General features: G+C 45.8%; 19 protein-coding genes. 4 read left to right on the forward strand and 15 right to left on the reverse strand.

The window, feature by feature from the left end; all coding sequences use genetic code 11:
- Positions 1–306: 306 nt before the first annotated feature.
- Both relA and rlmD read right to left on the reverse strand, forming a co-directional pair.
- Positions 307–2526, reverse strand: coding sequence for a GTP diphosphokinase (relA, locus tag R7P35_RS08935; protein ID WP_005380915.1), 2220 nt, complete (start codon positions 2524–2526; stop codon positions 307–309).
- A gap of 123 nt (positions 2527–2649) precedes the next feature.
- Positions 2650–3969 carry a 23S rRNA (uracil(1939)-C(5))-methyltransferase RlmD gene (gene rlmD / locus R7P35_RS08940; RefSeq protein WP_053306774.1) on the reverse strand — a complete coding sequence of 440 codons (1320 nt, stop codon included), beginning with the start codon at positions 3967–3969 and terminating at the stop codon, positions 2650–2652.
- Between the two features lie 192 nt (positions 3970–4161).
- Between rlmD and barA the strand changes: the two genes are divergently transcribed.
- On the forward strand, positions 4162–6960 hold the full coding sequence (gene barA, locus R7P35_RS08945; RefSeq protein WP_033907441.1) for a two-component sensor histidine kinase BarA: 2799 nt from the start codon (positions 4162–4164) through the stop codon (positions 6958–6960).
- Between the two features lie 69 nt (positions 6961–7029).
- On the opposite strand, the gene acpS is transcribed toward barA, so the two are convergent.
- The 11 genes from acpS to rpoE form a co-directional block, all read right to left on the reverse strand.
- Entirely contained in the window at positions 7030–7410 is a 381-nt protein-coding gene (acpS, locus tag R7P35_RS08950) for a holo-ACP synthase (RefSeq protein ID WP_053306776.1), read from the reverse strand.
- Between the two features lie 10 nt (positions 7411–7420).
- Entirely contained in the window at positions 7421–8155 is a 735-nt protein-coding gene (gene pdxJ / locus R7P35_RS08955; protein ID WP_005384579.1) for a pyridoxine 5'-phosphate synthase, read from the reverse strand.
- Positions 8152–8883, reverse strand: coding sequence for a DNA repair protein RecO (recO, locus tag R7P35_RS08960; RefSeq protein ID WP_005384578.1), 732 nt, complete (start codon positions 8881–8883; stop codon positions 8152–8154). Before recO ends, pdxJ begins: the two co-directional genes overlap by 4 nt.
- 115 nt (positions 8884–8998) lie before the next feature.
- Complete coding sequence (era, locus tag R7P35_RS08965; protein WP_005380931.1) at positions 8999–9961, reverse strand: GTPase Era; 963 nt, start codon at positions 9959–9961, stop codon at positions 8999–9001.
- Positions 9954–10631: a ribonuclease III gene (gene rnc / locus R7P35_RS08970; protein ID WP_005380932.1), complete on the reverse strand. Its 678-nt coding sequence runs from the start codon at positions 10629–10631 to the stop codon at positions 9954–9956. The genes era and rnc overlap by 8 nt, the downstream gene beginning before the upstream one ends.
- Before the next feature lie 21 nt (positions 10632–10652).
- Positions 10653–11552, reverse strand: coding sequence for a signal peptidase I (lepB, locus tag R7P35_RS08975; protein ID WP_005380933.1), 900 nt, complete (start codon positions 11550–11552; stop codon positions 10653–10655).
- A 104-nt stretch (positions 11553–11656) separates the two neighbouring features.
- Positions 11657–13450, reverse strand: a complete 1794-nt coding sequence (gene lepA, locus R7P35_RS08980) for a translation elongation factor 4 (RefSeq protein WP_005380934.1) — start codon at positions 13448–13450, stop codon at positions 11657–11659.
- 158 nt (positions 13451–13608) lie between these two features.
- Entirely contained in the window at positions 13609–14079 is a 471-nt protein-coding gene (locus R7P35_RS08985; protein WP_005384575.1) for a SoxR reducing system RseC family protein, read from the reverse strand.
- Positions 14080–14081: 2 nt separating this feature from the next.
- The gene (gene rseB, locus R7P35_RS08990; RefSeq protein ID WP_005380941.1) at positions 14082–15041 is read right to left on the reverse strand and encodes a sigma-E factor regulatory protein RseB; all 960 of its coding nucleotides are present in this window, start codon (positions 15039–15041) and stop codon (positions 14082–14084) included.
- A complete protein-coding gene (locus R7P35_RS08995; RefSeq protein ID WP_213899244.1) occupies positions 15038–15664 on the reverse strand; it encodes a sigma-E factor negative regulatory protein in 627 nt (208 codons plus the stop codon). The genes rseB and R7P35_RS08995 overlap by 4 nt, the downstream gene beginning before the upstream one ends.
- A gap of 26 nt (positions 15665–15690) precedes the next feature.
- Complete coding sequence (gene rpoE / locus R7P35_RS09000) at positions 15691–16269, reverse strand: RNA polymerase sigma factor RpoE (protein ID WP_005380946.1); 579 nt, start codon at positions 16267–16269, stop codon at positions 15691–15693.
- A 554-nt stretch (positions 16270–16823) separates the two neighbouring features.
- On the opposite strand from rpoE, the gene nadB reads away from it, so the two are divergent.
- Complete coding sequence (gene nadB, locus R7P35_RS09005) at positions 16824–18437, forward strand: L-aspartate oxidase (RefSeq protein WP_005380947.1); 1614 nt, start codon at positions 16824–16826, stop codon at positions 18435–18437.
- Between the two features lie 22 nt (positions 18438–18459).
- On the opposite strand, the gene R7P35_RS09010 is transcribed toward nadB, so the two are convergent.
- Both R7P35_RS09010 and R7P35_RS09015 read right to left on the reverse strand, forming a co-directional pair.
- A complete protein-coding gene (locus R7P35_RS09010; RefSeq protein WP_232284629.1) occupies positions 18460–18921 on the reverse strand; it encodes a protein YgfX in 462 nt (153 codons plus the stop codon).
- On the reverse strand, positions 18890–19150 hold the full coding sequence (locus R7P35_RS09015; RefSeq protein ID WP_005380951.1) for a succinate dehydrogenase assembly factor 2: 261 nt from the start codon (positions 19148–19150) through the stop codon (positions 18890–18892). Before R7P35_RS09015 ends, R7P35_RS09010 begins: the two co-directional genes overlap by 32 nt.
- 189 nt (positions 19151–19339) lie before the next feature.
- Between R7P35_RS09015 and ygfZ the strand changes: the two genes are divergently transcribed.
- Both ygfZ and R7P35_RS09025 read left to right on the forward strand, forming a co-directional pair.
- A complete protein-coding gene (gene ygfZ / locus R7P35_RS09020; RefSeq protein WP_005380959.1) occupies positions 19340–20308 on the forward strand; it encodes a tRNA-modifying protein YgfZ in 969 nt (322 codons plus the stop codon).
- Complete coding sequence (locus R7P35_RS09025; RefSeq protein ID WP_021707783.1) at positions 20301–20774, forward strand: aminoacyl-tRNA deacylase; 474 nt, start codon at positions 20301–20303, stop codon at positions 20772–20774. The genes ygfZ and R7P35_RS09025 overlap by 8 nt, the downstream gene beginning before the upstream one ends.
- Positions 20775–21046 lie beyond the last annotated feature (272 nt).

The raw sequence follows: 21046 nt of genomic DNA on the forward strand, positions 1-21046 counted from the left end.
GCCAAAACCACTCACCTTCTACATTATATTTTCTCAGCAGCTTTCACTAAGTAATTGTTACTTTGACAAGGCAACAAGTTTTCGCGACTCCTGAGCATAGCCTACTATGTGATGCCCCTGAGCCGGCACGTCGGAATAAGTGCAGCTAACGCAGATAAAAAGCCAAATATGACGCAAGTGTAACTCTGTAAATAGTTGAAGTTGTAGCTAGGCGACAAACAAACGAGACTCCTGAGCATGGTTCACCATGTGATGGAGCGAGTGCGTGCAGTCAACAACGCTACAACGATAACTATGACGAGAGTTTTAGCCGAGGCGTTTCACCGTCATGACATCCTTGATCTGTTCCACACGTTTCGAAACCCGCGAAAGCACCTCAATATTGGTGACTTCTAGGTCAAAGTCCATGATGGCAAGTTGACGTCTGTAGTCGACTCGGTTCTTCATACTGGTCACTTTGATCTTTTCGTTGGCGAACAGTGTCGTAATGTCTTTGAGTAGACCACCTCGCTCCATCGCTTCAACACGCACGGTGAGGATGTATGACCCCACAAAGCCGCTGCCCCAGACTGTATCGATGATGCGCTCTGGCGCATGATGGCGCAGTTCTTCTAGCTGTTCACAGTCACTACGGTGTACTGAAATCCCACGACCTTGCGTTATGTAACCAGAGATATCGTCACCTGGAATTGGCTGACAGCAACGTGCTAGATGTGTCATTAGGTTATCGACGCCTTCTACTACAACTGCGTCTTTTTTCGGTCGGCTTTGCGCGGGTGATTTATGCTCAGCTTCTTGCAGTTTTTCCAGTGCTTGTTGATCTTCTTCCTCTGCCGTTGGCTTGTTAACTAACGCGTTGATATGGTTAATTATTTGGTTGATACGCAAATCACCGCTACCTACACCAACATACAATTCATCTGGTGTTTTGACGTTAAACCGCTTGAGGGCGTAATGCTCTGCATCTTTTAACGTTGCGCCAATTTTGGCTAACTCATGCTCAAGGATTTCACGACCTGCTTCAAGGTTCTTCTCACGGCTTTGTTTTCGGAACCAGGCGTTAATTTTGGCACGCGCACGACCAGAATGAACGAAGCCTAATGATGGGTTTAACCAGTCACGTGATGGGTTAGGTTCTTTCTGAGTGATAATCTCGACTTGGTCACCCATATGTAATTTATGCGTGAATGGCACAATACGACCTCCGACTTTGGCACCGATACAACGGTGTCCCACTTCGGAGTGAATGTGATAGGCAAAATCTAGCGGCGTTGCCCCCATTGGCAAATCGACAACATCACCACGTGGTGTAAAGGCATAAACACGGTCATCAAAGACTTGGCTACGCAGCTCATCGAGCATTTCGCCAGAGTCAGACATTTCTTCTTGCCAATCCAGTAGCTTACGCAGCCACGTGATCTTCTCATCATAACCGCTTCGGCTGCTTGCCCCTTCTTTATATTTCCAGTGCGCGGCAACACCCAGCTCCGACTCTTCATGCATTTGCTTGGTACGAATCTGGATCTCGATGGTTTTGCCTTCTGGCCCTAGAATTACGGTATGGATCGATTGATAACCGTTTGGTTTAGGGTTAGCAACGTAGTCATCAAACTCGCTCGGTAGGTGCTTGTATTTGGTGTGAACTACACCCAAAGCCGCGTAACAGTCTTGCAGTTTGTCTGCGATGATACGTACTGCTCGAACATCAAATAGCTCATCGAATGCCAAACTCTTCTTCTGCATTTTTCGCCAAATGCTGTAGATGTGCTTAGGTCGACCACTCACTTCGGCATTGATGCCCGACACTTCCATTTCGTGCGTGAGGTCTTCAACAAAGTCTTTGATGTACTGTTCACGAACGATGCGTCGCTCAGAAAGCTGCTTGGCAATTTGTTTGTAAGTTTCCGGCTGTTGGTAGCGGAAAGCGTAATCTTCAATTTCCCATTTCAGCTGACCGATGCCTAATCGGTTTGCTAGCGGCGCATAGATGTTGGCACACTCTTTTGCCGCCGCACGTCGAACTTCATCAGGCGCTTTTTTAACTTCAATAAGGTTACAAATTCGCTCCGCAAGCTTGATAACCACGCAGCGGAAGTCATCCACCATGGCAAGCAGCATGCGGCGTACGTTATCTACCTGAGATGACGCTGCACTGCCTTCCATGTTGACGTTGAGTTGGCCAATAGCAGCCATTTCTTCAACGCCGTCGATTAATTTTATGATTTCTTTGCTGTATTTCTCTTCCAGAATTTCTCTGTTAAAAGCACCACTTGAAACCAAAGGAAACAGTTGAGCAGCCACTAAAGTGGCTTGATCCATAGACAAGGTGATCAAAATTTCGATCATTTCTCGTCCACGCCACAACAACAGCTCCGCTTGCTCGTTATCAGCTAATACCGTCTGGCAATCTCGATATACTTCGATTAAGCGTGAGGCTGTGTTTTTCTCTTGTCCTAGGCTAGCCACCCAGTTTTCGAGTTCAAACTGTTCATCTTGGTTTAAATGCGCGCTTCTTACCGCAACCATCTCATCATCCTAATTATTATATTCGTGTGGTTTGACTAACACCGTCCAGGTTAGTTCTTTTTACCGCGCGTACACGCTGGCTTTATGACCACCCACCACAAATAAGGGGTCAAAGTCCTAAAGTTAGGACTTTTCAAACAATGCCATCGATTCTAGATGACTGGTATGAGGGAACATATCCAGCATACCTAATTTAGTTAATTTATAGCCTTGCTCTATCAAGCTTTGACTATCCCTAGCAAGGGTAGCAGGATTACAAGAAACATAAACTACACGCTGTGCGCCAAGCTCAGAAACTTGATCGATGATCCCACTCGCTCCCGCGCGTGCCGGGTCTAATAATACTTTATCAAACCGCTCTGCGGCCCAGGCTTGGCCTTCAAAATCTTGCTCAAGGTTAGCGTGATAAAATTGCGCGTTATTGATTTGGTTCAAAGATGCATTGTTTGTGGCTTTTTCTACCATCTCTGCAACACCCTCTACTCCAACCACGTACTTAGCTAATTTCGCAACTGGTAAACTAAAGTTGCCTAAACCACAGAACAAATCTAACACTCGGTCACTCTTTTGTGGGTCTAACCACTCAACCGCTTGTTTGACCATTTGTTGGTTTACACCTTGGTTTACTTGAATAAAGTTATTTGGTGCAAAAGGGATTTTCACTCCAACTTCTTGATAAAAAGGCATATCGCCTTCGATAAGGTCTAATTGTTCTGTCGATGGCATTAAGTACAACGATGCGCCATGACGTTTTGCCAACTCCGTTAGAGATTGAGTTTCACTCGTTGTCAGAGCGCTCAAGTGGCGCAGCGTAATACACGGCCCATTATCACCAAGTACCAGCTCTACATGACCCAATTGTTCAGGCTTTTTGAACGCTTTTAGGGCTGAGTAAATCTCTGGCAGCAAAACATTCAGTTCCGGTGCCAGCACTGGGCAATCGGTTACTTGCGCAATTTGCTTACTCTGCTTTTTACGGAAACCAAAATGTAGCTGACGGTTTTTTTTATCAACAAACAAGCTCACTCTCGCACGGCGACGGTAGGCCTGCGAATCTCCCAATAACGGGGCATCTAGTTCAATGTCACTGCCTGAAAATTTTCGCATTAGCTGACGCAACGTTTGCTGTTTGTACGTCAATTGTTGGTCATAATCTAAGTGCTGCAAATCACAACCACCGCACTCATGATAATGTGGGCAAAATGGCTCCACACGAGCTTCACTCGGCTTAAGGATTTTAATCAACTTACCGCGAGCGTATTTGCTCTTTTCTTCCACCAATTGAGTGACCACCTCCTCACCCGGCAGTGCTCCATCGATAAACAATGGCTTCTTTTTGAGGTAAGCAATGCCTGCGCCGTGGTGATCTAAACGCTCTACTTGCACTGCTTGGTGCCGAGTATTGAGTTGGGTTTTCTTTTTCGGTTGAAAGATGCGTGCCATGCTCTGTGCCTGATTTATGTGTAATTGCTCTTCGGCTTCACTATTCTTGATTGCAGCCGTTGTGTGATTCGAGTGACTTGATTATGCTTACCGTTTATTCGGTGACGTCACTTCTTTGCTCAAGGCTTTATCGTGCGCTTGAGAAATAATGCGTTATTTTCCCATATCCAGACTCCGATGTAATTAGATAACATGACCAGATATGGCTTACGAGCACGTGTAATTACACTAACTCTCGCTCCCACTCTCATTATTGGTTTATTACTGAGCGGCTTTTTCTCATTTAACCGCTACCAAGACCTTGAGAAACAAGTTATCACCACTGGTAACAGCATTATTGAGCCGCTGGCGATTGCCAGTGAAACTCATCTACTATCAGAAAGCCGAGAGGCGGTACGTCGCTTGATAAGCTACGCGCACCGCAAAAACTCCAAACTGGTTCGTAGTATCGCGGTATTTGATGAACATCATGAGCTCTTTGTAACCTCTAACTTTCATCCTAATTTTGAAGCCTTGATGTTTCCCAAAGATAAACCGATCCCGCAACTGGGTAATTCGGAAATCTACGAAAACTCACTGATATTGCGTGTCCCCATTTTGTCAGAAGGTCACTACTTAGCGGAGTTGTCGAACGAAAGCCAAGGCACAAAAGCGATTGGTTACATCGCCGTCGAGTTAGATCTCTCCTCCTTGAGGCTGCAACAGTATCAAGAAGTCTTCTCTGCGTTTTTAGTTCTGGTTCTCGGTCTTGGCTTAGCAAGTGTGTTTGCTTCACGTCTAATGCACGATGTGACCCAACCTATCACCCACATGAAGAATGTCGTTGACCGCATTCGCCGTGGTCATCTGGATGTGCGTATCGAAGGCAAAATGCACGGTGAGTTAGACCAGCTAAAAAATGGCATCAACGCCATGGCGGTATCGTTATCAGAATATCACGTAGAGATGCAGCACAGTATAGACCAAGCCACGTCCGACTTACGTGAAACGCTTGAGCAGCTAGAAATTCAGAACGTTGAGCTGGATATCGCGAAGAAACGCGCGCAAGAAGCGGCCAGGGTTAAGTCAGAGTTCTTGGCGAACATGTCGCACGAGCTGCGTACTCCGCTCAATGGGGTGATTGGCTTTACTCGTCAAATGCTTAAAACGCAGCTTTCTAACAGCCAAACGGATTACCTACAGACGATTGAGAAATCGGCGAACAACTTGCTGAATATCATCAATGACATTCTCGACTTCTCGAAACTTGAAGCGGGTAAGCTGGCGCTGGAAAACATTCCTTTTGATTTCCGAGAAAGTTTAGAAGAGGTAATTAACCTACAAGCCACAAGTGCACATGAGAAAGGGTTAGAAATCACCCTAAAAGTGGACCCTAAAATTCCACCAGGTTTAGTTGGGGATCCACTACGTATCCAGCAAATTTTGACGAACTTAGTAGGTAACTCAATCAAGTTTACCGAGCGAGGCAACATTGATGTTAGCGTAGAAATGCGCTCTCAATCAGGAGACTCCGTCGAACTGCAATTCATGGTCCGTGATACCGGCATTGGTATCTCTGAGCGTCAGCAAGCGCAGTTGTTCCAAGCCTTTAGCCAAGCAGATGCAAGTATTTCACGTCGTTACGGCGGTACTGGCCTTGGTCTGGTCATCACTCAGAAACTGGTGAGCCAGATGGGCGGCGAAATCAGTTTAACCAGCCGTCTACACCAAGGTTCAACCTTCTGGTTTACGGTGCGCTTGCACTCAACCGAGATGCCAATGAGCGAACTGATTGAAGTGGAACTTCTGACTGGGAAGCAGTTACTGCTGATTGAACCAAACATGCAAGCCGCATCCGTAACCCAACAGATTCTAAGTCAGGAGGGTATTTTAGTAACCTACCGCTCTTCGCTACCAAACAACGAAGAACAATATGATTATGTATTGTTGAATTTAGCGGCCAACCAGACTCACGATGCGGAAGTTATTACACCTTGGATAGAACAAGCGAAACGTATGGCTCCGAGTGTTCTCCTAGGGACACCGAGTACCGAATTGGCGCTTGCGGACCAAATAATGACAGAGCATCACGTCCAGTGCCTGACGAAGCCATTGTCTCGCCGTAAGTTGCTACAAAGCCTGATTAGCGAACATGTAGAATCGCCACCGGTATTAAGCGCTCCAATTACGCCAAGCGAAGGGGACCGTTTACCTCTCACTGTACTAGCAGTGGATGACAACCCTGCAAACTTGAAGCTGATCTCTGCACTGCTCCGCGAACGAGTAGAAACCGTCACCGCCTGTAGCAATGGCCAGCAAGCGGTGAACCTGGCGACAGAGAAAAAGTACGATTTAATCTTCATGGATATCCAAATGCCACAAATGGATGGGGTGACCGCTTGTAAGCACATTAAAGAGTTGGAGCTAAATAAAGACACGCCAGTGATTGCGGTAACGGCGCATGCCATGGCAGGGGAACGAGACCGCTTGCTCTCGGCAGGAATGGATGACTACTTGACCAAACCTATTGAAGAGCATGTGCTACAACAGGTTTTGGTTCACTGGAACCCCAATGCTTGTACAGAGAGCATTGGCAAAGTCGCCCCTTCATACGTTGATGAACCTGAAGGAAGCGCACCACAATCCGTTTCTTCACCTCAACAGGATGTGATTATTGATTGGCAAGCGGCCTTGAAACAGAGCGCGAATAAAGAGGATCTCGCCAAAGATATGCTGCGCATGTTGATTGAGTTCATCCCTGAAGTAGAAGCGGTTGTTGACCAAGCTCTAGAGCAAGAAGATATCTCTCGTGATGACCTAATTCATGTCATCCATAAGCTGCACGGCAGTAGTTCATATTGTGGCGTTCCAAGACTGAAGTCACTCTGTGCGACGCTTGAGCAAGCACTGCGCTCAGGGATCAGTCTTGAGGAAGTTGAGCCTGAAATGTTCGAGCTGCAAGATGAAATGATTAAAGTCACAACGACTGCAAAATTATACCTTGAACAGTAATCTGCTCGAGAGACAAGAAAGCCAGAGCATCTGCTCTGGCTTTTTAGTATTTTGTTTAAGACTTACAAGCTAGGATTCAAAAATGACCGTCGCCACAGCGTAATGACGCTCATCGGAAATGGACAGGTGAATGTGGTTAACACCCATCGCATCCGCTATTTGCTTGGCTGTGCCCGTCAATGCGAGTACTGGTTTTCCAAGCTCATCGTTCGAGATGGAAAAGTCGTGAAACGTGACCCCTTTTGCGATCCCTGTCCCCAATGCTTTTGAGGCAGCTTCTTTAACAGCAAAGCGCTTAGCAAGATAACGACCTTGCAGCTTAAGCTGTGAGAATTTGGTCATTTCTTCTTCTGAAAGAATCCGCTGAGCAAAAGGTTCACCACTACGAGCTAACGCTTTTTCAATACGCTCAATTTCTGCAATGTCGGTCCCTAACCCTATAATCGCCATCTAGATAGCCCTATGACTGGCGAGCCTCAATCATCAGTGCTTTCATGTCAGCAACCGCTTTATTTAAACCATCAAATACCGCGCGACCAATGATTGAGTGACCAATGTTGAGTTCGTAAATTTCTGGTAATGCAGCAATTGGTGCGACATTGTGATAAGTCAGGCCATGCCCGGCATTAACAATAATACCTAGGTCATGTGCATAACTCGCACCAGCAGCAATCTTCTTCAGTTCAGCTTGCTGTTCGTCTTCTGTCGTCGCATCTGCATAGTGGCCAGTATGTAGCTCAATAAACGGAGCGCCACACTTTTTCGCAGCTTCAATCTGTTGACGGTCAGCATCAATAAAGAGCGAAACTTTAATGCCGGCATCTGTCAACTTTTTCGTCGCAGCTTTAATTTTTTCAAGCTGCCCTACTACATCTAAGCCACCTTCCGTCGTCAGTTCTTCACGCTTTTCAGGCACTAGACACACAAACTCTGGTTTAGTTTGCAGCGCAATCTCAACCATTTCGTCCGTCACTGCCATCTCTAGATTCATACGCGTTTGAATGGTTTCACGCAGAATACGTACATCACGATCCAAAATATGGCGACGGTCTTCACGTAAGTGGATAGTGATACCGTCCGCGCCTGCACGCTCTGCAATTTCAGCAGCGTGAACAGGATCCGGGTATTTTGTACCACGTGCATTACGTAGAGTGGCAATATGGTCGATATTGACGCCTAAATAAATTGAGCTCATTTTCCGTTACTCCGTGCTCTGGGGGTCTGAATGAAAAATTCACGACTTTTTAAAGGTTTGCCGCCAAGATACGGCTTTAAGGCTATACGTGTAAAGCGTTTTGCCGCTTTTAGCTGCTCTTTAGTGACGAACCGCCGCTCACTGATAGCAATCAGTTCATTCCCTAAAAACGTTAGGTTATCGCGCCTAACCGAAGCAATAAACCCTTTCTGTTCCCGGTAACGATAGGTCATTTCTGGGTCGACGGGCTCGCCGGTACCTGCACAATGCAAAAAATCCACGCCATACCCCATCGCAGACAACAAGGCTAACTCAAAACGACGCAGTGCAGGCTCAGGGTTCTCGTTGTGCGCCAACTCGGTTAACGCATGCAAATAATCATGAAATAGTGCTGGCATCGGCACTTCAGCCATCAAAATACGGCCAATCAGTTCATTGACGTACATGGCTGAGTAGAGATTAATGCCCGTTAACGGCAAACCTAGGCTTATCGGCTCGGCTTGACGCAAAGTTTTCATTGAGCCTTTCCCCGACCATTTAAGTAATAGCGGGGTAAAAGGTTGCAATGCGCCTTTTAAGTTCGAACGCTTACTGCGCGCGCCTTTGGCCATTAAAGTCATTCGGCCATATTCCTCACTAAATACATCAAGGATTAAGCTCGATTCACTGTAAGGGCGTCGGTGCAATACAAAACAGCGCTGTAAACCTTCGGAAGACAGATTACTCATCTAAGTCATTGTGCCTAAAAAGTGTGAAATAAAAAATAAGGAGCCGAGCGGCTCCTTATTTTAATCGATACTGATTTTTCATCGATGTTGGAGCGAAGCACCTTCGCAGCCAAGATTATAAATCGTCTATATAACCCAACGATCGCAACGCTCGTTCGTCGTCTGCCCAGCCAGATTTCACTTTTACCCAGGTTTCTAGGTAAACTTTACGACCGAACAATTCTTCCATATCCAAACGCGCTTCGCGACCAATGGTTTTAATCTTCTCGCCGCCTTTGCCAATCACCATTTTCTTCTGACCATTACGCTCAACAAGAATCAAGGCATTGATGTGGAAACCGTCGGTTTCGGGGTTGTAATCAAAACGTTCAATTTCAACCGTTACTGAGTATGGCAGCTCTTCACCAGTAAAGCGCATCAGCTTTTCACGCACAATCTCAGACGCCATAAAACGCTGAGAACGGTCAGTCACGTATTCTTCTGGGAAGTGATGCGTTGCTTTAGGTAAGTGATTACGCACGTGCTTACGCAGTACATCAATGTTCTTACCTTGCTTGGCAGAGATTGGCACAACATCCACGAAGTCCATCTTCTTCGACATCTCCGCCATGTGTAGCATCACGTCGTTACGATCTTGTACGTTGTCGACTTTGTTTACACAAAGCACAACTGGGAAGTTCGATTTTTGAAGTTTGGTCAGCACCATCTCATCGTCTTTAGTCCAATGCGTACCATCGACTAAGAAGAACACAAGGTTTACATCACTCAATGACGAGTTAGCTGCACGGTTCATCAAACGGTTGATCGCACGCTTTTCTTCAATGTGAAGTCCAGGCGTGTCGACGTAAATCGCTTGGTAATCGCCGTCCGTATCCACACCCATAATACGGTGGCGTGTCGTTTGCGGCTTACGAGAGGTGATCGAAATCTTCTGACCCAAAATCTTGTTCAAAAGTGTCGACTTACCTACGTTTGGACGACCAACAATAGCAATAAAGCCACAGTGTTGGTTTTCTGGCGAGCTTGGCTCACCTTGTGATGCGAAAAACGCATCGATATCGAATTCGTTATCAGCCATTTGTTAATTGCTCAAGTGCTGTTTCAGCAGCCGCTTGTTCTGCCTTGCGGCGGCTGGTGCCTTTACCGATTACAGGCTTATCCACACCTGCTACTTCGCACTCAACCGTGAACTCTTGGTTGTGCGCTTCACCTTTAATATTAGTCACTGTGTAGACAGGCAGCGGTTTTCTTCTGCCTTGTAGGAACTCTTGTAGGCGAGTTTTCGGATCTTTCTGTGAAACGCCTGGTTTAATGGCTTCAAGGCGTGACTGATACCAACTCAGTACAATGCCTCGCACAACTTCAAGATCACTGTCTAGGTAAATTGCGCCAATAATGGCTTCAACCGCATCGGCTAAAATAGAGTCTCGGCGAAAACCGCCACTCTTCAATTCACCTGGACCTAATTTTAAATAATCTCCTAGATCGAATTCACGACCCAGTTCCGCCAATGTATGTCCGCGAACCAAAGTAGCACGCATGCGGCTCATGTCACCTTCGTTCACTTTTGGGAAACGATGGTACAGATCATCAGCGATGACAAAACTTAAAATTGAATCGCCCAGAAACTCAAGACGTTCATTGTGCTTACTGTTGGCGCTGCGGTGCGTCAGCGCCAAATTGATAAGCCCGGCATCTTGAAACTGGTAGCCGAGCTTTCTCTCTAGTTTATCAATTGGAGAATTCATACTCTCTCGATATTTGAATGGTTAGTGAATGCCACCGATGCGGTTAAAACGCACACCAGTTGGAATCCATGAAGGTAGAACACTATCTGCGCCACGATCAAACTCGAAGCTGATCCAGATCGCGACAGCTTTACCGACTAAGTTTGCTTCTGGAACAAAGCCCCAGTAACGGCTGTCAGCACTGTTGTCACGGTTATCACCCATCACAAAATACTGACCTTGTGGTACAACCCACTCTGTCGTTCCGCTGCGTGGGAAATATTGCTCCACGCGGTTACGCACAAGAGGGTTAACCAAAATATTGTGCTCAACGTTACCCAATTTTTCATCCAGTTGGATCATTGGAATACCGTTCGAGCTAAACTGACTTTCTTCAACATTGCTCAGTTTAACTGGCTTACATGCCGATTCGCCTTGGCTTTGCACGCAAAGCTGCTTATCACTTGAATAACGCACGATATCACCAGGTAAACCAACTACACGCTTAATGTAGTCCACACTTGGTTGTGGTGGGTATTTGAATACCACGATATCACCACGCTCAGGCTTACCAGTTTCCACTAGCTGAGTACGCCATACTGGGTCTTTTAGACCGTACGCGTACTTCTCAACTAAAATGAAATCGCCAACCAGCAAGGTAGGCATCATTGAGCCTGATGGGATTTGAAATGGTTCGTAGATAAAAGAACGTAATACTAAAACGAACGCGATCACAGGGAAAATAGAGACGCTATTTTCAACCCACCAAGGCTGACGCTCAACTTTTTGCAAGGTCACTGCATCCAAACCATTAGACGTCTGAGCTTGAATCTCAGCCAGTTTTTCCTGACGCTTTTTCGCGAAAACCAGCTTTTCCAATAGCCAAACCACGCCAGTTACCAAAGTCGCAATAACCAACATCAGTGAGAATGTATTCGCCATTAAATTCCCTTATCTAAAAATACGAAAGTGAAAGAGCCGAAACCCTTTCACTTATTTTAATATCTAACGTCTTAAGACCGACAAGTGTGAGACAAAGTTCAACTTTAGTCTTTACCTACGTGAAGGATGGCTAGGAACGCTTCTTGAGGCAGCTCAACGTTACCGATCTGCTTCATGCGTTTCTTACCTTCTTTCTGTTTCTTCAGAAGTTTCTTCTTACGACTTACGTCACCGCCGTAACATTTCGCAATAACGTTCTTACGCAACTGTTTTACCGTTGAACGAGCGATAATGTGGTTACCAATTGCCGCTTGGATTGCGATATCAAACATTTGGCGAGGGATGAATTCTTTCATCTTCTCTACCAACTGACGACCGCGAGTCTGAGACTGATCTTTGTGTGTGATCATCGCCAATGCATCAACAGTGTCACCGTTAAGAAGAACGTCTACACGTACCATGTTCGAAGCTTCAAAACGCTGGAAGTTGTAATCCAAAGATGCGTAACCGCGTGATGTTGATTTCAGACGATCGAAGAAATCCAGTACCACTTCAGCCATTGGAATATCGTAAGTCACAGCGACTTGGTTACCGTGGTAAACCATATCAACTTGACTGCCTCGCTTTTCAACACACAGTGTGATTACGTTACCTAGGTACTCTGAAGGCACAAGGATGTTACAACGCGCAATCGGTTCACGAATTTCTTCAATATCATTGATCGCTGGTAGTTTTGCTGGGCTATCAACATACAGCAGATCGCCATCCGTCTTCTCAACTTCGTAAACTACCGTTGGTGCTGTGGTAATAAGATCCAAGTCGTATTCACGCTCTAGACGCTCTTGGATGATTTCCATGTGCAACATGCCAAGGAAACCACAACGGAAACCAAAGCCAAGTGCCGCAGAGTTTTCTGGCTCGTAGAATAGCGATGCGTCGTTAAGGCTTAGTTTGCCTAGTGCGTCACGGAAGTTTTCGTAATCGTCGGAAGATACAGGGAACAGACCTGCGTAAACCTGAGGTTTAACTTTCTTAAAGCCTGGTAGCGGTTTATCACAACCATTCTTCGCTAGAGTCAGCGTATCACCAACAGGGGCACCAAGAATGTCTTTGATGCCACAAACAACCCAACCTACTTCACCAGTACGAAGGGTATCGGTATCTACTTGTTTTGGCGTAAAGATACCAAGGCGGTCTACACCCCAAACTTGGCCCGTACTCATCACTTTGATCTTATCGTTCTTCTTCAGTTCGCCGTTTTTAATACGCACTAGAGAAACAACGCCAAGGTAGTTATCAAACCATGAGTCAATGATCAGCGCTTGTAGTGGCGCATCTGGATCACCTTCCGGTGCTGGAATCGCTGACACAATGTTCTCTAGAACGTCATCAACACCAATGCCTGTCTTCGCAGAACAGCGGGTTGCTTCCATTGCATCGATACCAACGATTTCTTCAATTTCTTCCGCTACACGCTCAGGATCGGCTGCTGGTAGGTCAATCTTGTTCAAGATTGGCACAACCTCTAGATCCATTTCGATCGCGGTGTAACAGTTAGCCAGTGTTTGAGCTTCAACACCTTGACCCGCATCCACAACCAATAGCGCACCTTCACAAGCCGCTAGAGAACGTGATACTTCATATGCAAAGTCAACGTGCCCCGGAGTATCGATGAAGTTCAGCTGATACGTCTCACCGTCTTTAGCGGTGTAGTTTAGCGTCACACTCTGAGATTTGATGGTGATGCCACGCTCACGTTCAAGATCCATAGAATCCAGAACCTGTGCGGCCATTTCACGATCGGTTAACCCGCCACAAACTTGGATTAGACGGTCTGATAGGGTCGACTTACCATGGTCGATGTGGGCGATAATCGAAAAGTTACGAATGTGCTTCATAGATTTAGGGTGACTAACTCTTTACAAATAGGGACAGTAAGAAACGCCATCTACTGACGGCATTTCAATCAAGTTGGCAGATTCTACCGAATTTCGTTAACGGGCGCACGTAATTTAAAGTACATACCCAAATAACCTTTAGTGGAGGGGGACAGCACTTACTGGATTGGCTCTCCAAGTACCCGAACGAGGGTAACTTGGCGCTTGGATTCATCTTCTAACGGACGAGAAACACGTTTTGCGATCCACATTCCACCAGCGGCAAACAATACCGATGCCAATATGATGATGCCTTCCCCGCCGGCTGTCAGCGGCGCTAATAGGAAGTGACCAAACATCGCACCGATAATCAAACCAAACAATGGCAGTAAATAAACCGCCATTGCTGATTTTATTAGGCTCGACTCAGGAAAACCAATCTCGACGACTTGACCTATTTTCACCGATTTATCCGTGCGCAGGTGCCAAGATAAACTCTTGTTACCAATGGCTTTAGTAACAACGCCCGTTCCACAGCTTTTCTGTGAAGAGCAACTACTGCAACTGGTCTGCTGTTCGCAACTTAAATCAATTTCGTATTGCTTGCCGCGACGATGCACGTCTGTCACGGTAGCCAACGCGGTCATCATTGTTATTTACTCTTTGTTACATTAAATGTGACTGATTGGGCGATACGCTGTGCTGTGGTCGGTGGAATGTCTCCTACAACAGAGATTTCATGTTGACCGCTCACAAAACTGTGTAGCGTTCTTCTGCCTTGGCGAACCAACTGCCCTTTTAACGAATGCTCATCCTTGTTTGCTACGTAAACAGAGAAGCTAAACAGACCATCAGAATACAGCTGGCTCTCCACCATTTGGTTAGTAACGGCCATACGATAGCGGTTGAGCTCGTTCGGCTCGAAACCCTCAGGGATCCAACCAACCTGCCAATTACTGGTCCCAATATCGCCTTTTGGCATGGTGAGAACAGCAGGTAATTGAACATCTTGCAGGCCACTCATTAACTCTGCGATTTTTGGGTTTACCGTGTAAGAAATAGTGCGATATTGTTCAAGCATTTCACCATCGCGGTCCACAAGGTCGGCACGCAACGGCAATTTACTCTTTTCATCGATCCATAGTACGTATGAATAGCGCAGACCGTCTTTAGGAACAATACGCAGCACTTGTGTTGCCACACCAGCTTCACGAGCTCTACCCACTTTTACATAGTCGTAATACAAGTTTAGCTCATCGATATTGGTGTTGAGCATAGGCATAGTCGGAGCGACCATTTTACCTGACTCGATGGTGAACGGTTCTAAACCCGTTTCGATATAACTTACTTCAGTTCCGCGACGAATCACTTCACGCACAGGGCCACTTAAGTAGACAAGATGAGCATATTGATCGTCACCATGCGTGGCATGACGATACAGCAACGGCTCAATGCTGTTCTTTTTGATAAGGATATAAGAGAGTTCGTAACTTAAATTCTTACTCGCCTCGCTCATTTGATGCAATAAAGCCTCCGCTGGCTTGTCACCAGCAAAGGCTTGAGAAGACATCATACTGAACAGAGCGCAAGCGCTGATCAGAAATTTTTTCATTCAATATCCGGATTCAGATTTGCATCTTGTTGAGATGCATCACTGTTAATTCGTAACTGCAATTCGTAGTCTCGCAGCATAGCATGAACACGCTTGCGCTGCTCTTGCATATTTGCCTCGCCTACAGAACGTTCTACAGACTCACGAGTCAAACTCACTGGTTCTGCGCTGCCAGCAAACGGAACCGTCTGCAATACAGGTAATTGATCTGCTTGCGGCGACATTGAATCGCTACCACCGTACTGCTGTACACCTAAAATAACAACAAGCGATACACATGCAGCAACAGCAACTTGACCAAACTGCGTCAACCAACCTGGCAAGTGACGTTTTGCTTTTTGCGGTTCTGGTTGCGACTCTTTTGGCGTATCCGCAATTGAGATAACATTTGCACTGTGCGAATCAAACGCACGGTGTGCAGGTTCATCTTCTAACGCTAACGCCACGCTTTCAGCAATATTCCACTCAGGTTTTGCTGGCGCTTCGCCTCGCATCACATCACCAATCAGGTGATAGTTCTGCCAAGCATCACGGCTCTCTTGGTTTTGCTCTAACTCTTGAATTAAAGCCTTATCAACCAATTCTCCATCCATGAGAGCTGAAAGTTTTTCTTTGTCAGCCATTATTTTCACCATAGTTATTACTTGTACTAGCGTTGCAAAAGAGGTCTGATTTTCTTTTCCACCGCCTCACGAGCACGGAAGATACGCGATCGTACCGTTCCTACCGGGCAATCCATCACTTCTGCAATTTCTTCATAACTCAAGCCATCGAGCTCTCGTAATGTCATTGCGGTTTTTAAATCTTCAGGTAAAGCTTCGATTGCACTGAACACCACCCGTTGCAATTCTTTGGACAACGTTAAGTTCTCAGGGTTCGATATTTCTTTAAGTGCACTACCTGTTTCGTAAAATTCAGCATCTTCAGCATCGACATCTGTCGCTGGAGGTCTACGCCCTTGAGCAACAATGTGATTTTTCGCAGTATTCACTGCAATGCGATACAGCCACGTATAAAACGCACTTTCCCCACGAAAGCTAGGGATAGCTCGGTAAGCTTTAATAAACGCTTCTTGTGCTACATCTGGTACATCGCCAGGATTACTAACGTATCTGGAAATAAGATTACATACCTTATTCTGGTACTTTGTTACCAACAGGTTGAATGCTTGCTTATCGCCATTCTGAACTCGCTCAATCAATACTTGATCGGTCAGCTGCTCGTTCATTCGAGCGGATACTCCTATTTGTTATGCCCCTACTCTTCTCAGATATGGGTACTAATTATGCAAAACGTAGTATTGACACCACTGCTTACTTGAGCACTATTGTGACCCTAACGTGAATGAGAAAGTTCCATGGTTTCTCAAGTTTTTTGTCATTGTTTTTTCACAATGTGATGTCTGTACCCAAATGACCACCGCTGCCTGACTTTAGTCTAAGTTTGACAAGCGAGCATCTTGGAGGGAAATGGGTATAATGAATGATCTCTGTCCCAGATTGTGCTGGGTCGGGCATGGAAAAGCAATGGCATTGACAAACTATTACTTTTCATTTGCATGGCTAATGGCTATCTGAACACCGCGTTACAAATTATAACTTAGGAAGCATGCTCATGCTCTGCATGAAAAAGAAGAGTGGCTCAGTCACCGCCGTAACACGGACGTCGATAGGTCTCCCAACTTAGCCCTTAGCGACAGATGTCGCGATAATGGAATGCACATGGTGTGCAAATAATACACAAGGTAACTTTGTTACCTTAGCTTGGGATTATAAAAGTTATATGAACACAAATCGTGAACATGAGTGTGATGTATTAGTGGTAGGGAGTGGCGCGGCAGGTTTGTCGTTGGCTTTGCGCGTTGCTAACCACTGTAAGGTGATGGTGCTGAGTAAAGGACCACGCAGCGAAGGGGCAACCTACTATGCTCAAGGCGGTATCGCTGCCGTATTTGATGAGTCAGACACCATTGATTCACACGTTGAAGACACGCAAATCGCCGGGGATGGTATTTGCGATGAGGAGACCGTAAGGTTCATTGCTGAGCATTCAAAAGAGTGTGTACAGTGGTTGATTGACGGTGGTGTCCCATTTGATCGTGAAGAAGATGACTCTGACGATGAACCTCGCTACCACTTAACTCGTGAAGGTGGTCATAGCCGTCGTCGTATTCTTCACGCGGCAGATGCGACAGGTATGGCGATGCAAACCTCCCTGCAAGATAACGCTCATAACCATCCAAACATTCATGTTCTCGAACGTCACAATGCTCTGGACTTAATCACCGAAGACAAAATTGGCGGTGATAAAAACAAAGTTATCGGTGCTTATATTTGGAACCGCAACGAAGAGCATGTCGAAACCGTGCGAGCCAAATTTGTGGTTCTCGCTACAGGTGGTGCTTCAAAGGTTTATCAATACACCTCTAACCCAGATGTGTCGTCTGGTGATGGTATTGCGATTGCTTGGCGTGCAGGGTGTCGTGTGGCGAATATGGAATTTAACCAGTTCCACCCTACGTGTTTATATCACCCAGAAGCACGTAACTTCTTGCTGACTGAAGCGTTGCGTGGCGAAGGTGCTTACCTGCGTCGTCCAGATGGCTCTCGCTTTATGCCGGATTTCGATGAACGTAAAGAGCTTGCTCCGCGTGACGTCGTGGCTCGTGCTATCGACTTCGAAATGAAGCGTTTAGGTGCCGACTGTATGTATCTCGACATCAGCCATAAGCCTGCTGACTTTATTACGAAACACTTCCCAACCATTTATTCACGTTTGATGGACTTGGGCATTGACATGACTAAAGAGCCAATCCCAATCGTACCTGCTGCACACTACACTTGTGGCGGTGTCATGGTGGATAGAAATGGCTGCACCGATCTGAAAAATTTGTATGCGATTGGTGAAGTTAGCTACACCGGGCTGCATGGTGCTAACCGCATGGCATCAAACTCACTTCTCGAATGCGTGGTTTATGCTTGGTCTGCGGCAAAAGATATTCTAAAACATCACACTAACGTTGAGCTACCTTCACAGGTGCCATGTTGGGATGAAAGCAAAGTAACCAATAGTGATGAAGAAGTGATCATTCAGCACAACTGGCACGAGCTTCGTCTGTTTATGTGGGACTACATGGGCATTGTGCGAACTGACAAGCGTTTAGAGCGCGCCTTACGCCGTATCCAACTGTTGCAACAAGAAACACACGAGTACTACAGCAATTTCCGAGTGTCGAACAACTTATTAGAACTGCGTAACCTTTTACAAGTAGCAGAGTTGATGGTTCGTTGTGCGATGCAGCGTAAAGAGAGTCGAGGTTTGCACTACACGCTTGACTATCCGAACCAACTGGAAAACAGCGGCCCAACGATTTTGGTTCCAGCTAAACAGCTTTAACTTTACCAAGTAAACTATTACATCAGCAGGGAGCATTAGCTCCCTGTTTCATTTCCCATTGGCGTAATACCAAAGATAGTTGACGATACTGCTCATCGTCACAGCTATCACGCCAAATCGTAACAACACGGCCAGATTGCAATTGGAATGTTATCTTGAATGGTGATGCCGATGTATCGACTCGCTGTAAATGACCCTTTTCGGACTCAATATCTTCCGAGCATTCGCCACACTCAAGGGCATCAAACCTAACCGAGCCATCGCAGTGCACATACCAATGCCCATGACTTGTAGGTTGAACAAGGCCTTGGCTTGAGAGAGCCTTAACAATCAGTAATAACAAATAAGTCGATAATACGAGCGGAATGCTAGAGAAGATAACAGCCCAAGTCATCAATAAGAAAAGTACAACATTGAGGACTCGGGCAGTCAGAGAGGGAGAAGCAGTAAAATTAACGAACTTTGCTGAGGTTATGGGCGACAATTTTATCAACCATTGCTGCATGACCTAAATTTTCGCTACGGCCATGCCCCATTACCCAAGTAAACAGATCAGGATCATCGCATTCAAGTAAAGAAACAAAGTCACGCTGCTCTTGTTCACTCAGAGTATCAAAGCACTCTTCAAAAAACGGCATAATTACTACGTCAAGCTCAAGCATGCCTCGACGACAAGCCCATTTAATACGCGCTTTTTCTTCCGGAGTGTACATTCACTATTCCTTCATAGATGTCTTGTTGTTAGTGCGGAGTGTAACAAGGGATGTGCTACGTCACTAGTGTGCGGGTCACAATACGATAGTGAAAGCAGACAAATGTTGATTCGTAAATCGCTCCCCTAGTATCTCAAGGTTATTTGGGTATAACATAGCGGAAAAATATCTTCAAAAGGCATTGTAATTATGGAATGGCAAACTCGTTTTTCAGCATTACCTCTCTCAACTCAAGACGCGCTTCCAGAGTTATCTATCTCACTGCTGGATAACTTCGGCATGATCACCATGATCGGTGATGATAAAAAATCATACTTACAAGGTCAGGTTACCTGCGATGTTGTTTCTTTAGAACAAGACCAATCAACACTGGGCGCACATTGTGATGCAAAAGGCAAAGTGTGGAGCGTGTTCCGCCTTTTCCATCATCATGATGGCTACGGCATGATCCAACCAAAATCGGCGATTGACGTAGAACTTAATGAAATAAAGAAATACGCCATTTTCTCTAAAGTAACGATTGAAGCTTCTGATGACGTTATCTTAGGTGTTGCTGGCGTCAAAGCCGACGAATTCATTTCAACAATGAGCAAGACAACTGGCAGCGTTCGCGCAGTTGACGGTGGCACAGCAGTGCAAGTTGCACAAGATCGCTGGTTACTGATATTAAGTGCGCCAGAAGCACAGCAAATCGTTGAAACTACCGACGCTGTCTTTACGACAAATGAGCTTTGGAATCGTTTCGATATTGAGGCAGGTTTACCATTTGTCTCTGCATCCGCGCAGAATGCTCACATTCCACAAGCACTCAACGTGCAAGCTTTAGGAGGCATAAGCTTCACAAAGGGCTGCTACACGGGACAAGAAACGGTAGCACGAGCGAAGTATCGCGGTACCAATAAACGTGCGATGTATATCGTAAAAGGTGCAACTTCTGCTCCATTCAGTGACGAACCAATTGAGCTCGAACGCAGCGTAGGTGAAAACTGGCGTTCAGTAGGTGCTTTATTAAATCACTACCAGTTCAGTGACAATCACGCGATTGGCCTGATCGTACTGCCTAATAATCTCGATGAAGACACTCGTCTTCGTTTAGTTGCGCAACCAGAATGTGAATGGACAATCGAATCACTGCCTTACAGTCTTGATGATGAGTAATACAATCAATACTCCTTTGATGCAATTTCTCACAGACCAACACATTCCGTTTCGTCTGTTACCGCATCAAAGACCATCAACCACCATTGAGGATGCCGCGCACCAACGCGGCATTCGCCCTTCTCAAATGGTGAAAGCAATCTTGCTACGAGACATGGGTAATCAATATGCACTCGCCTGTGCACCAGGTGATCGTAGCGTTGATCCCAAAAAAGTGCGCTCGTTACTGAAATGTCGCCGGATGACTTGTGTTGATCAAGCCGATGTTGAGTCCATCACTGGTTACAAAGTTGGTACTGTCACTCCTCTGTTACTCAAACGTCATATGCCAATCGTGTTCGACCCCAGCTTACTAGAAGAACAGGAAGTCACGATCAGCAGTGGCGATCGAATGGCTGGGCTGGCGCTTTCTATTCAAGATCTTATCCAATTGTGCCAGCCGACCGTAGCTGAGATCTGTCGTTAATCGTCTAAAAACAATGTAATGACACGTAGTGTTTCTATCACTGCGTGATCTCGCTCATATCTACAAAAATAGACATGAGAATTTTTAATCACATATAAAACATAAATAGTCACAAAGATAAAACTCGTATATGCTGAATTTGTTGGTTAAGCACTTAACCAATATAAAGTGAGTCAGCTAGCTGAGTGACAGCATTCATGCAGTTAGTTATCCACTTTTGTGTAATGCATCTGTGACTATTCGCCCGCTGAAGCGGGCTTTTTTTTACGTGG

It is taken from the genome of Vibrio sp. Vb0304 (assembly GCF_033338995.1).
GTDB lineage: Bacteria > Pseudomonadota > Gammaproteobacteria > Enterobacterales > Vibrionaceae > Vibrio > Vibrio alginolyticus.

Bases quoted from the DNA above. Each gene is read 5' to 3' on its own strand.
- relA (WP_005380915.1), bottom strand. From the start codon at position 2,526: ATGGTTGCGGTAAGAAGCGCGCATTTAAACCAAGATGAACAGTTTGAA.
- rlmD (WP_053306774.1), bottom strand. From the start codon at position 3,969: ATGGCACGCATCTTTCAACCGAAAAAGAAAACCCAACTCAATACTCGG.
- barA (WP_033907441.1), top strand. From the start codon at position 4,162: ATGACCAGATATGGCTTACGAGCACGTGTAATTACACTAACTCTCGCT.
- acpS (WP_053306776.1), bottom strand. From the start codon at position 7,410: ATGGCGATTATAGGGTTAGGGACCGACATTGCAGAAATTGAGCGTATT.
- pdxJ (WP_005384579.1), bottom strand. From the start codon at position 8,155: ATGAGCTCAATTTATTTAGGCGTCAATATCGACCATATTGCCACTCTA.
- recO (WP_005384578.1), bottom strand. From the start codon at position 8,883: ATGAGTAATCTGTCTTCCGAAGGTTTACAGCGCTGTTTTGTATTGCAC.
- era (WP_005380931.1), bottom strand. From the start codon at position 9,961: ATGGCTGATAACGAATTCGATATCGATGCGTTTTTCGCATCACAAGGT.
- rnc (WP_005380932.1), bottom strand. From the start codon at position 10,631: ATGAATTCTCCAATTGATAAACTAGAGAGAAAGCTCGGCTACCAGTTT.
- lepB (WP_005380933.1), bottom strand. From the start codon at position 11,552: ATGGCGAATACATTCTCACTGATGTTGGTTATTGCGACTTTGGTAACT.
- lepA (WP_005380934.1), bottom strand. From the start codon at position 13,450: ATGAAGCACATTCGTAACTTTTCGATTATCGCCCACATCGACCATGGT.
- R7P35_RS08985 (WP_005384575.1), bottom strand. From the start codon at position 14,079: ATGATGACCGCGTTGGCTACCGTGACAGACGTGCATCGTCGCGGCAAG.
- rseB (WP_005380941.1), bottom strand. From the start codon at position 15,041: ATGAAAAAATTTCTGATCAGCGCTTGCGCTCTGTTCAGTATGATGTCT.
- R7P35_RS08995 (WP_213899244.1), bottom strand. From the start codon at position 15,664: ATGGCTGACAAAGAAAAACTTTCAGCTCTCATGGATGGAGAATTGGTT.
- rpoE (WP_005380946.1), bottom strand. From the start codon at position 16,269: ATGAACGAGCAGCTGACCGATCAAGTATTGATTGAGCGAGTTCAGAAT.
- nadB (WP_005380947.1), top strand. From the start codon at position 16,824: ATGAACACAAATCGTGAACATGAGTGTGATGTATTAGTGGTAGGGAGT.
- R7P35_RS09015 (WP_005380951.1), bottom strand. From the start codon at position 19,150: ATGTACACTCCGGAAGAAAAAGCGCGTATTAAATGGGCTTGTCGTCGA.
- ygfZ (WP_005380959.1), top strand. From the start codon at position 19,340: ATGGAATGGCAAACTCGTTTTTCAGCATTACCTCTCTCAACTCAAGAC.
- R7P35_RS09025 (WP_021707783.1), top strand. From the start codon at position 20,301: ATGAGTAATACAATCAATACTCCTTTGATGCAATTTCTCACAGACCAA.